Annotated in this window: 9 protein-coding genes; 4 read left to right on the top strand and 5 right to left on the bottom strand. The window is 69.8% G+C overall.

All coding sequences use genetic code 11. From position 1 onward, the window contains the following. Positions 1 to 2 precede the first annotated feature (2 nt). A complete protein-coding gene (locus GVY64_RS17775; RefSeq protein WP_159842791.1) occupies positions 3 to 476 on the bottom strand; it encodes a MarR family winged helix-turn-helix transcriptional regulator in 474 nt (157 codons plus the stop codon). Positions 477 to 584: 108 nt separating this feature from the next. Here GVY64_RS17775 and GVY64_RS17770 point away from each other — a divergent pair, with 108 nt between their 5' ends. Next, the gene (locus tag GVY64_RS17770; RefSeq protein ID WP_236566935.1) at positions 585 to 1757 is read left to right on the top strand and encodes a GDSL-type esterase/lipase family protein; all 1173 of its coding nucleotides are present in this window, start codon (positions 585 to 587) and stop codon (positions 1755 to 1757) included. On the opposite strand, the gene GVY64_RS17765 is transcribed toward GVY64_RS17770, so the two are convergent. Then, the gene (locus GVY64_RS17765; protein ID WP_159842789.1) at positions 1732 to 2343 is read right to left on the bottom strand and encodes a TetR/AcrR family transcriptional regulator C-terminal domain-containing protein; all 612 of its coding nucleotides are present in this window, start codon (positions 2341 to 2343) and stop codon (positions 1732 to 1734) included. The two genes, GVY64_RS17770 and GVY64_RS17765, sit on opposite strands and share 26 nt — an antisense overlap. Before the next feature lie 72 nt (positions 2344 to 2415). On the opposite strand from GVY64_RS17765, the gene GVY64_RS17760 reads away from it, so the two are divergent. The 3 genes from GVY64_RS17760 to GVY64_RS17750 are packed head-to-tail and all read left to right on the top strand — an operon-like array spanning position 2416 to position 4063. Next, complete coding sequence (locus tag GVY64_RS17760) at positions 2416 to 2973, top strand: peroxiredoxin-like family protein (RefSeq protein ID WP_159842787.1); 558 nt, start codon at positions 2416 to 2418, stop codon at positions 2971 to 2973. Further along, positions 2970 to 3452 (top strand): DUF1772 domain-containing protein, encoded by a 483-nt coding sequence (locus GVY64_RS17755; protein WP_159842785.1) that lies wholly within the window; start codon positions 2970 to 2972, stop codon positions 3450 to 3452. The genes GVY64_RS17760 and GVY64_RS17755 overlap by 4 nt, the downstream gene beginning before the upstream one ends. Then, positions 3449 to 4063: a YHS domain-containing protein gene (locus tag GVY64_RS17750; protein ID WP_159842783.1), complete on the top strand. Its 615-nt coding sequence runs from the start codon at positions 3449 to 3451 to the stop codon at positions 4061 to 4063. Before GVY64_RS17755 ends, GVY64_RS17750 begins: the two co-directional genes overlap by 4 nt. Positions 4064 to 4165: 102 nt before the next feature. Here GVY64_RS17750 and GVY64_RS17745 read toward each other — a convergent pair whose 3' ends face one another. The 3 genes from GVY64_RS17745 to GVY64_RS17735 form a co-directional block, all read right to left on the bottom strand. Continuing rightward, positions 4166 to 5782 (bottom strand): MFS transporter, encoded by a 1617-nt coding sequence (locus GVY64_RS17745; RefSeq protein WP_159842781.1) that lies wholly within the window; start codon positions 5780 to 5782, stop codon positions 4166 to 4168. 259 nt (positions 5783 to 6041) lie between these two features. After that, positions 6042 to 6641, bottom strand: a complete 600-nt coding sequence (locus tag GVY64_RS17740) for a Uma2 family endonuclease (protein ID WP_159842779.1) — start codon at positions 6639 to 6641, stop codon at positions 6042 to 6044. A 137-nt stretch (positions 6642 to 6778) separates the two neighbouring features. Further along, positions 6779 to 14778, bottom strand: an 8000-nt coding sequence (locus tag GVY64_RS17735; RefSeq protein ID WP_159842777.1) for a non-ribosomal peptide synthetase, incomplete at its 5' end; no start/stop codon positions are given.

The raw sequence follows: 14778 nt of genomic DNA, 5'->3' as shown, positions 1-14778 counted from the left end.
ACTCAGTCCACCCGGAACGTCGCCTCCGGGTTGGAGGCGTCCCGGACGATGCGCAACGCCTCGGACAACGCCGCGAGTTGCTCTGGCGTGAGCAACCCGACGAGCCAGCGGTCGACGGCGGCGAGATAGTCCGGCAGCACCTGCGCGAGCCGCGCCGCACCCGCTTCGGTGAGCACCGCGTAGGCGCCACGCCGGTCCCCGGGATCCAGCTCGCGCACCACCAGCTCGCCGCGCGCCAGACGATCGACCAGCCGGGTGACGCCGCTGGTGGACAGCGCGGTCTGCACCGCCAGCTCCGACATGCGCAGCCGCCGCCCCGCCGAACGGCTCAGCCGCATCAGGGCGTTCACATCCAGCCCGGACAGGCCGTGCGCCTTCCACACCGGCTCCAGCTTGGTGACCACGCCGGCGTACGCCTCGAAGAACAGGCCCATCGTCGTCAGACGCGGATCGTCGAACAGCTCGTTCATGTCCATGAGGTGAACCTACCCGGATTGTTGCCGTGCGGATAGTTGACACGAGGAAGACTTTGGCGTAGAAATATGCATACGCATTATTCCTCGAAGCAACTAATGGAGGTTCTCATGTCGTCGACCGCCTGGATCGCCGGATTCCGCACCGCCGTGATCCGCCCGGACGAGCAGATCAAGTTCGCCGAGTCGCGCGCCTTCCGCGACCAGACAGTGCGCCAGGTCCTGCACCTGGCGGGCGGCGGTTCGCACGTGCGGATCGGGCTGACCAACCGCTATGGGACGGCGCCGTTGACGGTCGGCGCGGCACGAGTCGCCTTGCGCAAGACCGGCAGCGAGATCGTCGCCGAGACCGACACCACCCTCCGGTTCGGCGGCGCCGAGCAGGTCGTTGTCCCGGCAGGCGGCGAAGTGTTCAGCGACCCGGTGGAGCTGGCCGTCTCCGCGGGAACGGATCTGGCGTTGAGCCTCTACCTCCCCGGACCCACCGAGGTGGCGACCTTCTCGCACCAGCCCGCCGAAACCGCGTACATCGCGGACGGCGACGTCGCCTCCGAGGCCGCGCTCGGCACCGTCGAGGAGGTTCCCGTCCGGTTCTACGTGGCCGGCGTCGACGTGCTCGCACCCGCGGGAACCCCGGTGGCCGTGGCATTCGGCGATTCCTGGTTCGAAGGCGTCGGCACCACGCTCGGCGCCAACCGGCGGTCGGTGGACGTCCTCAACGCGCGACTGGACCGCGGCTGGGTGGTCAACCAGGGCATCGCCGGCAACCGGCTGCTGACCGACCAGGTGGGCGAGTCCGGCCTGGCGCGCTTCGACCGCGACGTGCTCGACGTTCCCGGTGTCACCAGCGTGCTGATCAATTTCGGCATCAACGATCTGAGCCTGGGCGGCATGCTCGGGCAACCGCCGGCGACCGCCGAGGAACTGATCGCGGGCTTCACGGCCCTCGCGCGGCGGGCCCACGCGGCGGGGCTCACCGTCCACGCCGCCACGATCGGCCCCTACGCCGGCGTCATCTACGAAGGTCTGCACGTCGACGTGGCGCAGCCCGCCCGTCGGCGGGTGAACGAGTGGCTACGCGGCACCGATGTCTTCGACTCGGTGTTCGACGTGGCGCGGGCGGTGGAGGACCCACAGCGTCCCGGCTTCATCCGTCCCGAGTTCGACAGCGGCGACGGCATGCACCTCAACGACGCCGGGGCTCGGGCGATGGCCGAAACCATCGACCTGGCAGCGCTTTCGGCCGACGACCGCGCCGCTAGGGCCGGAGCCCGCGCAGCATGATCTCGACGCCGCCGCGGAATTCCTCGTCGGCCGACATGGTCTTGGCCTGACCCGCGGTCTGCGCCAGATGCGGGTACCGCTCCGCGGGCAGGTCGGCCAGCACGATCGTCCCCTGCCCGCGCAGCGGCGCGTAGTGCTTGTTCTGGAGGTAGCCGATCAGGAAGGCGACCAGCGTGCGCTGGGCGATGACGCGGGCACTGCCGGTGAAACCTCCCTCGGTGAGCACCGCGAGCATCGCTTCCATCACGCGCAGCGATTCGACCGACGACTGCCGACGCCGCAGCACGATCGGCACGGCGGCCGGGTGGGCCGAGAATCCGTCCCGGATGTTCGCCATCAGGACCGTCGCCCGCTCCCGCCAGTCGCTTCCCTCCGGCAGCGACGTGTCGATCGCGGCGAACACCTGATCCGCCACCAGGACCTCCAATTCGTCGCGGTCGCGGACGTAGCGGTACAGGGCCATGGTGGCCATGCCCAGTTCCTTGGCCACCGCGCGCATGGTCAGAGCGGACAACCCTTCGCGATCGAGCACGGCGAGGGCCGCCGCGGCGAGATCGGCGGTGGTCAGCGAACGGGGGCGGGGCACGGATTGACAGCGTACGCGTTACGCGCATACTGGTCGTAGGCGTACAAGGTACACCTACGAAAGGAGCCCCCGATGTCGCTGCCGAGCGCTGTCTCGGACCGAATGCTGATCACCGTCTCCGGTGCGCAGATCCCGGTGCCGGACCCGGATCGTCTGATCCACCTGCAATTCCGGCGGTTCGCCGGATGCCCCGTATGCAACCTGCACCTGCGCTCGATCGTCACGCGTCACGCGGAGATCACCGCCGCGGGCATCCGCGAAGTCGTCGTGTTCCATTCCAGCGCGGCGGAATTGCGCAAGTACACCGCCGAACTGCCGCTGGACGTGATCGCCGATCCGGAGCGGAAGCTCTACCGCGAATTCGGCGTCGAGACCTCGCCCCGCGCGTTGCTCGACCCGCGCGGCTGGCCCGCCATCCTGCGCGGCGTGGCCCACGATGCCTACGCGGCGCTGCGCCGCAAACAGGCTGCACCGCCGACCGCGCCCGAGGGCGGCAGTCTCGGATTGCCCGCGGATTTCCTGATCTCCCCCGACGGACGCGTGCTCGCCGCGAAATACGGCACGCATGTGTACGACCAGTGGTCGGTCGACGAACTCCTCGCGCTCGTTCCGGCGGAGCGGCACGCATGAGGATTGCCGAAAGACCGCTTCTCGCCCGGGCGTTCGCGCTGCTTCCCGCTGGATTGCTCGCCGGAGCGTTCGGCTATGGGGCGGTCAACGTGGTCTACGCTTTCCGCAGAGTCCCGCTGGACGTGCGCTTCACCTTCCACACCGCGCTGATGAGCGTGAACGGTGTGGTCATGCAATCCCTGATGGGCCTGACCATTCTCAGCACACTCGTGCTCGCCATCCGCTCCACCGGCCGATTGCGCGTGCTCGCTGCCACAGCGAGCGCGCTCGCCGTAGCGGCCTTCCTCATCACCCGCCTCGGCAATGTCCCGATCAATCAGAAGATCAAGGTATGGGCCATCAGTGGCCCCCCGGCCGACTACGCCGACATCCTCGGCCGCTGGGAGGCCTTCCACTTCGCGCGCACCGCGTGCGCGCTGGTCGCCTTCCTCCTCGTCGTGGCGACGACGCTGCTCCCCGCGAAAGAAGCCCGCCCATGATGACAGTGGAACTGTTCGTTTCCGACCGCACTTGGACCGCCGACCGCAAACGCGCCCTCGCCGAACGCGTCTTGCGCGACCTCACCACCGAACCGGCCGCACCGGACGCGGTGCTGGCCAAAGCCCGTGAACTGACCCATGTGCTGGTGCGCGACGCCGAGGTGTGGGCGACCGGCGGCCCCGCCCTGGACGACGCGCCACGCTACCTGGCGCGCATCACGGTGCCCGGATCCTGGGCCAACAACAGCGAGTTCGGCCGCCACGTCATCCCGCTCGTCACCCATGCCATCGCCGAATGCGAGGCGGACCCCGCCCGCATGACCCGCGCGCCGCACTGTGTGGTCCAGATCGTCGGCCTGCGCGAGAACAACTTCGGCGCTTTCGGCCACCCGCTCACCACCACCGAGATCACCAAACTGATGACGGAGGACTTCCGCGCCTCCGGCGACCGGCCCGAAGCCCCGGAAGGTCATGCCGTCGACCCCGTCTGCGGCATGACCGTCGACCTCGCCACCGCCCGCTTCACTCTCACCCACGACGGCACCGACTACGCCTTCTGTGCCCCGGCCTGCCGCAAAGTATTCGCCGAAGACCACGCCGTCCCGCGCTGAGCAGGACAACCGCGAGTGGCACATGGTGGAGAGCTCTCTCGCACTCTGTCTCGACCATGTGCCATTCGCGAATCCCGTTTACGCCGGTGCGAGGCTGACGGGTCAGGCCCCTTCCGTGCGCCGCGCGGGCTCGGCCGGAGTTCTCGTGCCGCGCAGATGATCCACGCCGAAGGCGAGCGCGGAGGCGAGGACCGCGACGGCGCCGATCACAGCGGCCAGGCCGATCATGGAGTTGAGCCCGTCGATCGAGGCGGAGGCCGCGATGTGCGACAGGTCCGACGCGATCGGCTGGAACTGCGCGGGCAGCCCGTCGGCCACCGAGCGCCCCGCGCCGGAGCCCGCCGCCTCCAGGAACTGCTCACGCGGTCCCGGCGGGACAGCGCCGGGTAGCGCATCGAGCCCGTCGGCCGCGGAACCGCGGGCCGCGTGGTTGAACATCGCGCCCAGCCCGGCCACCCCGACCGCGAGACCGACTTGCCGGAGGGTGCCGAAGGTCGCGCTGGCCATGCCCGCGTTCTCGTCGGAGGCGAAGGTGAGCGAGGCCGCCTGGTTGACGGCCGTGATCGCGCCGAGGCCGAGGCCGCCGATCACCAGTCCCGGCAGGAAATGCGTCCAGGAATCGCCCGCATCGAAATCGCCGATCAGCCAGGTGCCCAGCGCGACGAAGGCCATCGTGACCGGCAGCGAGACCGCGAACGGAATCCGCTTCGCGAACACCATCGCCAGCGGCGCGCTGATCAGGGCGGCCCCGCTCACCGGCAGCAACCGCAGTCCCATCTGCAGCGGCGTGTAGCCGAGCGTGTTGATCATGAACACCGCCAGGTAGTTGCTCGCGGCCATCAGCGTCGCCATATGGCCGATCGAGACGACGGCCGTGCCGGTGAAGCCGCGTTTGCGCACCATCGACACGTCGAGCAGCGGGTGCTCGGCCTTGAACTGCCAGGCCACGAACCCCGTCAGCAGCACCGCGGCCCCAGCGGCGAGCCCGAGCACCGTGCCCGAGGTCCAGCCCAGCGCGTTGCCGCGGGTCAGCCCGAAGACACCCGTCACCAAGCCACCGGTGAGCAACAGCGAACCCGGCCAGTCGGCCTTGCGCCCGGCCATCCGCGCCGACTCGGGCATCCGGAGCAGGGCGAGCACGCCGAGGACGATGCCGATCGGGACGTTGACGGTGAAGATCGAGCGCCAGCCGAACTGGGTGACCAGCGCGCCGCCGAGCACCGGCCCCGCCACGGTCGCGCTCGCCATGACGGCGCCGTAGACGCCGATGGCCTTCGCGCGCTTGGCCGGGTCGGGGTAGGCCACCGCGAGCAGCGGCAACGCCGTCGCGAAGATCATCGCCGCGCCGACGCTCTGCACGGCCCGCAGGATGTTCAGCTGCAGGATGGTGCCGGCCAGCGCCAACGCCAGCGACGACGCCGTGAACACCGTCATGCCCGCCAGGAACAGCCGCTTCCGGCCGAACCGGTCGCCGAGCGTGGCGAAGGTCAGCAGCAGCCCCGCCATCGGAATGGCGTACGCGTCGATGACCCACTGCAGTCCGTCGATGGAGGTGTCGAAGTCTCGGCGGATGTCGGCCAGCGCGGCGGAGACCACGGTCAGGTCGAGCATCATCATGAAGATGGCCCCGCTGACCAGGAACAGCACCAGCCGCGCGCGCGGCGGACTTGCAGAAGAGCCGTCCGGCTTGCCGCCGGACGAGGTTGCGATCGTCGACATGTCTTCCTTGTGAAGTTCGCGCACCGCCCGCGTAATGCGCTGCGAGCGAGTCCATTGCGGACGGAGAGAGACCGCGACCGAGGCCGCGTCCCCGACCCTATCGATGGCCGCGAACGGCGTAAATGACATATCAAGCCAGACAATCGCGCGCGGCGGACAACTCGAGCTCGCTCGCTACCGTGGTAGCGCACACCGGACGGCGGTTGCCCGGTTCAGCGGGTGAGGCGGGCTGCTCCGAGCTATTCCGCGAGTGGGATCGTCAGGGCTGTTCCAGTACGTCGAATGGGATGGTCGCCTCGACCGGGTCGTCGAGCAGCAAGACACGTCGATGAACCGTGTGGGCACGGTAGCGTCGACCGGACCAGTCGAGACGGTATTCCTCGATCTCTTCGATGCGCTCTTCCTTCTGGTCCAGCCGGACGATCAGGTATCGAGGAATACCCGCGGCCGCGTACTGGATTCGCTTGTCGGTGATATCGGCATCGATGGTCGATTCAGAAGTGACCTCGACCACCAGCAGAATGTGCTCGCGCACAGTGTTGACGTCGTAGGGTTCGCAGTCCCGGATCCAGATATCGGGATAACGGACGTTCAACCGTCGATCCGCCGCGGTGGATTCCGTGTCGGCGAATCGTGCGGCGACATCGGAGTCCACGACCATACACGGCCCTCCATCGCGCCGGGCCGACTCCAGCATCCCGGCCAGCCGCCGGACCACACGGCTGTGCACGGGGCTCTGGGCCATCAGTCGCACCACGCGCCCGTCGACGATCTCGATGTCACCGAGTTCGGCAGTCACCCCTTCGGCGAACTGCTCGGCCGTCACACGCAGCACCTGTTGCTCGTCGGGAGCGCTCATAGCGGACATCATTGCAGTTGGGGCTGGACCCGACCACGGACCCGGCTGAGGATCACCCGTGGCGGCGCTCGGTATCGGTGCGTCGCCGCTACAGAAGAGGCCCCCTCCCGTGCCGGGAGGGGGCTCGTCTGTTCCGATCAGCCGACGATCGTGATGTCCTCGCCCGCCGCGTCGGTCGCTTCGCCCGGCGCCGCGAACCAGTGGGTGACCTCGCCCTCGGTGAGGTCGGTTTCGAGGTCGCCGGTCGGGAGGACGGACAGGGCTCCGGAGGTGGCGGACACCAGGAACTCCAGGACGGCGGGGCGGCCGGAGGTCGCGGTGGCGTACGTGGCCGACTCGTAGTCGATCTCGTGTTCCTCGCGCACCCGTTCGGCCTCGTCGAGCGCCTCGGACTGGGTGATCGAGACGATCCCGTCCGCCATGACGACGACGAACGCCGGGTGTTCCTCACCGAGCGGGCGGACCCGATCGGCGTAGGAGACCGGATGCGCGGCGGCCGCGGCGATGTCCTGCTGCACCTGGGCGTCGTCGAGCGCCACCCAGGGCAGTTCGCTGCCGGCCACCGGTTGCGAGCTGATGCCGTATGCGGCGCCGGCGGAGGTCATCTGCTCGGCGGTGAGGTCGCCCGCGAACAGGCACGCCGCACCGGCCTTCTGCACCGCCCAGGCCGCGACCACCGCGTCCACCGAACGCGGCAGCGTCACCGCGACCACGTCGCCCGGTCCGGCGCCGCGGTCGATCAGCACCCGGGCCAGCTGGGAGGAACGCCGGTCCAGCAGATGGAAGGCGACCTCGTCCGCACCGGCCAGCAGCGCGGGCGCTTCCGGGTCCTCTTCGACGACCTCGGCGAGCACCTTGGCCACCGTGCGCGCCCCGACCCGGCTCACCGGCTCCGGCGTGGAAGCCGCGGCCGTGACACCGGATTCGGCCAGCAGCCGGGCCCGTTCGCCTTCGTCGAGGATGTCGATGTCGCCGACCAGGCCGTCCGGATCGCCGAGCAGCGCATCGAGCACCCGCACCAGCCGCTCGGCGAGGGTCTCGACCTCTTCGGCGGTGAACCGGCTGCCCAGGTACTTCAGGGTCAGCTCGATGGTGGCCTCCGACATGACCAGCAGCGTCATCGGGTAGTGCGTGGCGTCGTTGACGCCGACACCGGTCACCGACATGCCATCGATCGAGCTGGCGGCCGAGATCGCCTCCTTGTCCATCGGATAGGACTCGAACACCAGCAGCGTGTCGAACAGCGAGCCGGTACCCGCCACCCGCTGGATGTCGGTGAGCCCCACGTAGTGGTGCTCGAGCAGACCGGCCTGATCGCCCTGCAACCGGCCCAGCAGCTCGCCGATGGTCTGGCGGTCATCGATGCGCAGCCGCACCGGCAGCGTGTTGATGAACAGACCCACCATCGACTCGACGCCGGGCAGCTCGGCCGGGCGGCCGGACACCGTCGCGCCGAACACCACGTCGCCGCGCCCGGTCAGACGCCCGAGCAGGATGCCCCAGGCGGCCTGCACCAGTGTGTTCACCGTGACGCCGAGTTCGGCGGCGTGCTTGCCGATCCGGCGGGTGCGGTCGGCGTCGAGTTCGGTGACGACCTTGCCGATCTCGTAGTTCTCCGCGGCGCGCGGCTGTGGCGCGAGCTGGGTGGGTTCGTTGACGCCCTCCAGCGCCGCCGCCCAGGCGCGCAGCGAGGCGTCCCGGTCGCGCCCGGCCAGCCAGCCGAGGAAGTTGCGGTAGGAGGCCACCCGCGGCAGCGCGGTCTGATCGCCGCGCACCGCGTACAGCACCAGCAGGTCCCGCATGAGCAGCGGCATCGACCAGCCGTCCAGCAGGATGTGGTGGGTGGTGATGGCCAGATGCCATTGCGCCTCGGCACTGCGGAACAGCGTGAACCGGATCAGCGGCGGGGTGGCCATATCGAAGTGCGTCGCCTGATCGGCCGCGACCTGCCTGCGCAGTTCCGCGGTCCGCTCGTCGGCGGGCAGCTCGGTGAGATCCACCTCGCGCCACGGCGCGTCGACCCGATCCAGCACCACCTGCACGGCCTGCCCGTCGGCGTCGGTGACGAACGCGGTGCGCAGGTTCGGGTACCGGTCGACGATGCCCTGGGCCGCCGCCCGCAGCCGCGCCACGTCCAGCGTGCCGCCCAGGTCCACCACGGCCTGCATGGTGTACACGTCCACGGTGGACTGGGTCATCATCGCGTGGAACAGCAGACCCGACTGCAGCGGCGACAGCGGCCACACCTCCGACAGCGCCGGGTATGCCTGTTCCCACTGCTCGATGTCCTGCTGCCCCACCCGGACCAACGGCATGTCCGACGGCGTGAAACCGCCCGCGTCCGGCCGCCGCGCGTGCGTGGCCAGCGCGGTGAGCGCCTCGACCCAGAGCTCGGCGAACTCCTGCACCCGTTCCCGGGTCAGCAGGCCGGTCGGGAAGGCGAAGGACGCGCCGAGGCGCGGACCCTCGTCGGAGTCGGTGACGATCGCGTTGATGTCGATCGTCGCGTTCGCGGGCATGTCGAGGTCCATGTCGACATCCAGCTGCCCCAGGTCGGCCACCGGCACCCAGCCGATCTCGGCGAGCTGTTCCGGGATCTCCCCGGCCGACATCCGGCCCAGGTAGTTGAAGCTGATCTGACCGGACGAGCCCAGGCTCGGGCCCGTCTCCGGATTCAGCTGCCGCAGCAGGCCGTAGCCGAGGCCCTTGTCCGGCACCGCGAGCAACTGCTCCTTGATCGACTTGACGATCTCACCCAGCGCGGCGCCACCGGCGAACGCGTCGGTGAGGTCGGCGCCGGCCAGATCCAACCGGACCGGGTAAGCCGCGGTGAACCAGCCGACCGTGCGCGAGAGGTCCGCGCCCGGCACGACGTCCTCTTCACGACCGTGGCCTTCCAGCTTGATCAGTGCCGCGTCCGAACCGTCGCCGCGCCAGCGGGCGACCGCCATGGCCAGCGCCGAGAGCAGGCCGTCGTTCACGCCGCCCCGGTACAGGCCCGGGATCGCGGTGAGCACCGCGTCGGTGACCTCGGCGGGCACGGTGACCTCGACCCGTTCCACGGTGGCGAACGTGTCCACCGCCGGATCGAACGCGCGCTCGCCGAGCAGCGGGTCCGGCGTATCCGAAACCTGCTGCCAGAACGGCAGTTCCGCGACGCGGTCCGGCGAGCTCGCCGCCTCGACCAGGCTGTGCGCCCAGCGCCGCATGGAGGTGCCGTTGGCGGGCAGCGCCACCGGCTGACCGGCGACCAACTGCGACCAGGCGACCGCCAGATCCGGGATCAGGATGCGCCAGGACACGCCGTCGACCACGAAGTGGTGCGCGACGATCAAAAGCACATCCCGCCGCTCGCCTTCGAACGCGAACCAGACGAACTGCGCCATCGCGGCATTCGCCGGATCGAGCCCGCCCATCGCCCCGTCGAGCGCTTCGGTGGCGACCCGGGCCAGCTCCGCCTCGTCGGTGTCGGCGGCCAGGTCGACCCGCCGCACCAGGGCGTCGACGTCCACCGCGCCGTGCGGCAGCGCCTCGAACGTCCAATCCGTGCCGGTGCGGCGCAGCCGCGACCGCAGCACGTCGTGATGGTCGAACACCGCCGCGATGGTGGCGACCAGGGTCTCCCGGTCGATGCCGTCAGGCAGCCGCAGCGCCATGGTCTGCGAGAACCGCTGATACGACGAGCCGCTCGCGAGGATCTGCCGCATGATCGGGGTCAGCGGGATCTCGCCGACACCGCCGCCCGGCAGTTCCTCCAGCCGCGCCTGCTCGGCGCCGGTGCCGAGCGCCGCGATCTCGGCCAGCGAGGCCACGCTGCGCCGCTCGAAGACGTCACGCGGAGTGAACAGCACGCCGCGCGCCTTGGCCCGCGAGACCAGCTGGATGGACAGGATGCTGTCGCCGCCGAGCGCGAAGAACGAGTCGTCCAAACCGATCTGCTCGACGCCGAGCACCTCGGCGAACACCTCGGCGATGACGGCTTCGACCTCGCTGGCCGGCGCGCGGAACTCGCGCGGGGCCAGCTCGGGCTCGGGCAGCGCCTTGCGGTCCAGCTTGCCGACCGGGGTCAGCGGGATCCCGTCGATCACCACGATCGCCGTCGGCACCATGTGCGGCGGCAGGCTGCGCGAGGCGTACTCGGTCAGCCGCGCGGTGTCGATCTCCCGGCCCGGCGCGGCCAGCACGTAGGACACCAGGATCGTCGCGCCCGCCTCGGTCTTGCGGCCGATCGTGATCGCGTACTCGACGTCGGAGTGGCTCGCCAGCACGGTGTCGATCTCGCCGAGCTCGATGCGGAAGCCGCGGATCTTCACCTGGAAGTCCGAGCGGCCCACGTAGTCCAGCTGCCACGGCACCGACGGCAGCGCCGCGTTGCCCGCCCGCTCACCGGGTTCGGCGAACCAGCGCACCACGTCGCCCGTGCGGTACATCCGCGCGCCCTCGTCGCTCCACGGGTTGGCGATGAACCGTTCCGCGGTGAGGTCGGGGCGGTTGTGGTAGCCGCGCGCCAGCGCGCCACCGGCCAGGTACAGCTCGCCCGCGACGCCCGGCGGCACCGGGTTGAGCCGGTTGTCCAGCACCAGCGCGGACATGCCGCGCACCGGACGGCCGATCGTGATGTGCCTGCCCGGGGTGAGCTGGGCGTAGGAGGAGATGATCGTCGTCTCGGTCGGGCCGTAGGCGTTGAAGTACTTGCGGCCCGGCCACCACTTGGCCAGCAGCTCCGGCGTGGTGATGTCACCGCCGACCGACGCCACCTCGAGCGCCTCCATCCCTTCCGGATCGACCGTGCCCAGCACCGCGGGGGTGATGATGGTGTGGCTCACCCGCTCGGTGCGCAGCAGCTCCGCCAGATCCGGGCCGCCGATGATGGTCGACGGCACGACCACCAGCGTCGCGCCGGTGTAGGCGGCGCACAGCCACTCCAGCACCGACGGGTCGAAGCTGGGCGAGCAGATGTGCAGGAACCGGTGGTGCGATTCCAGCTGGTACAGATCCGCCGCGACGCCGACCAGGCCGCCCATGCCCGCGTGGGTCACGGTGACGCCCTTGGGCATACCGGTCGAGCCGGAGGTGTAGATGACGTACGCCGGGTGGCGCATCGCCAGCGCCGAGATCCGGTCGGCGTCGGTGACCTGCTCGGCGGACTGGCTTTCGACCAGTTCACCCAGCTCCGGATCGTCGATCCGCAGCCACTCCACGTCGCGCGGCAGCCGGTCGACGTACTCGCTCGCGGTGATGCCGATGACCGCGCCGGAGTCGTTGACCATGTGCCGCATGCGGTCTTCGGGGTAGGTCGGGTCGACCGGCACGTGCGCGCCGCCGGCCTTGGCCACCGCCCAGAACGCGGCGACCATCTCGTAGGACCGCGGGAACGACAGCGCCACGATGCGCTCCGGGCCCACCCCGCGCGAGATGAGCACCCGCGCCAGGCGCGAGGAGTACTCGTCCAGTTCGCGGTAGGTGATCGAGCGGCCCTGGTAGCGCACCGCGATCTGCTCCGGGTCCAGCCGCGCGCCGTGCTGCAGCAGGTCCGGCAGCAGGCCGGTGGCCATGACGTCCTCGCCCGCCACGTGCGTGAGCAGGTGGTACTCGGCCGCGTCCAGCAGCGGCAGGTCACCGATGGGGGTTTCGCGGTCGGTGGTGATGGCGGTGAGCAGCCTGGTGAAGCGCTCGGCGAACACCCGCACCGTCTCGTCGTCGAACAGGTCGCGCGCGAAGGAGAACTCCGCGTACATACCCGCGTCGTCGGGGTTGTCCCCGGCCTCGCGGATGGTCAGCGACAGGTCGAACTTGGCGGTGTCGACGTCGAAATCGACCGCGCCCACGTGCAGTCCGGGCAGCTCGAAGCTGCTCTCGGGCAGGTTCTCGAACGACAGCGCCACCTGGAACAGCGGGTGCCGCGCGGTGGAGCGCTCCGGGTTGAGCAGTTCCACCAGCCGCTCGAACGGCAGGTCCGCGTGCGCGAACGCCTGCAGGTCGGCGTCTTTGGTGCGGGCCAGGAACTGGCCGAAGGTCAGGTCGCCGTCCACGTGCGAGCGCAGCACCAGGGTGTTGACGAACATGCCGATCACGTCGTCGAGTTCGGCTTCGCCGCGGCCCGCGATGGGCGTGCCGACGGCGATGTCGTCGGTGCCGGACATGCGCGCCAGGAACAGCGCGAGCGCGGCGTGCACGACCATGAACAGCGTCGCGTTCTGCTCCCTGGCGATCTCGGTGAGCCTGCCGTGCAGCTCGCCGGAGATCGGGAACACCACGCGCCCGCCGGCGAACGACTGCGTCGTCGGACGCGCCCGGTCGGCGGGCAGGTTGAGCTCGTCGGGCAGCCCGGCCAGCGCGGTGCGCCAGTACTGGGCCTGCTGCGAGATCAGGCTCTCCGGGTCGTCCTCGGAGCCGAGCACGTCGCGCTGCCACAGGCTGAAGTCGGCGTACTGCACCGGCAGCGGCGCCCAGCCCGGCTCCACCCCCGCCGAACGGGCCGCGTAGGCCAGCATCACGTCACGCGTCAGCGGGCCCATCGACCAACCGTCCGCGCTGATGTGGTGCGCGACGAACACGAGCACATACGACGTGTCCGCTGCCCCGTCCGTCACCCGGAACAGCTTGGCCCGCAGCGGAACCTCGGTGGTCACGTCGAATCCGGCCGAGATCACCTCGATGATCCGGTGGCGGATGTCCTCGGGCGCGACCGCTTCCGGCCGCAGGTCGGGCAGGGCCCGCTCGACGGGCACGATGACCTGGTGCGCCGCGCCGCCCTGTTCGGGGTAGACGGTGCGCAGGGTCTCGTGCCTGGCGATGACGTCCCCGACCGCCGCTTGCAGCGCTTCGACATCCAGCTCGCCGGTGAGCCGCACGGCCACCGGAATGTTGTTCACCGCCGAGCCGGTGTCGAACTGGTTGAGGAACCACATGCGCTGCTGCGCCAGCGACAACGGAATGTGGTCCGGACGCGGCCCGGCCACCAGCTCGCGACGGCCGCCGTCGCCCGCGTGCTGCTCGACCTTCACGGCCAATCCGGCGACGGTGGATGCCTCGAACAGCACACGCACCGGCACACGAGCATCCAGCGCCGCGCCGATCCGCGCCGCGACCTGCGTCGCCAACAGCGAATTACCGCCGAGGGCGAAGAAGTCGTCGTCCGCGCCGACCCGCTCGACCCCGAGCACCTCGGCGAACACCGTCGCCACGATCTCCTCGATCGGCGTCGACGGCGCACGGAACGCCTGGACCTCGAACTCCGGTTCGGGCAACGCCTTCCGATCCAGCTTGCCGTTGACGTTCAACGGCAAGGCATCCAGGACCACGAACGCCGCGGGCACCATGTACGACGGCAATCCGGCGGTGAGCTCGGACTTCACCTGTGCCACATCGATACCGGCTTCGGTATCGATGGGCACCAGGTAGGCGACCAGTCGGTCTCCGGTCTTGGGATCCGACTTCGCGATCACCGCCGCCTGCGCGACATCCGGCAACGCCAGCAGCGCGGCCTCGATCTCACCCAGCTCGATACGGAAACCACGGATCTTCACCTGGAAATCGGTACGACCCCGGTACTCCAGCTCACCCGAACTGGTCCACGCGACCAGGTCACCGGTGCGGTACATCCGGGCACCCGGCTGGAAGGGGTTGGCCACGAATCGGTCTGCCGTGAGGTCGGCGCGACCGAAGTAGCCACGCGCCAACTGCGCACCGGCAAGGTACAGCTCACCGGAGACGCCGTCCGGCACGGGCCGCAACCGGGCGTCGAGGACGTAGACCTGGCTGTTCCATTCGGGCGCACCGATCGACACTGACGTCTCGTCGGCCAGGGTGACCCGGTGGCTGGTGATCGACACCGCCGCCTCGGTCGGACCATAAAGGTTGAACAACTCCGTGCGCGGGTTCTCCCGCAGGAACCGCTGCGCCACCGAACCCGGCAACGCCTCACCGATCGCCAACACCCGCCACAGCGAGTTCGGCATACCGGCGGTCAACAATGCGTCCAGCATCGACGGCACCACATGCAGCGTGGTGACCCACTCCCGAGCCATCAACTCGTTGAGGTACGCCGGATCCCGATGACCATCCGGCGAAGCGATCACCAGACGACCACCACACACCGCGGCCGACCAGAACTCCCACACCGAGAGATCGAACG

It is taken from the genome of Nocardia sp. CY41 (assembly GCF_009829325.1).
Taxonomy (GTDB): Bacteria; Actinomycetota; Actinomycetes; order Mycobacteriales; family Mycobacteriaceae; genus Nocardia.
The sequence above is the reverse complement of the archived record's forward strand: the minus strand, read 5'-3'. Positions and strand labels throughout refer to the sequence as shown.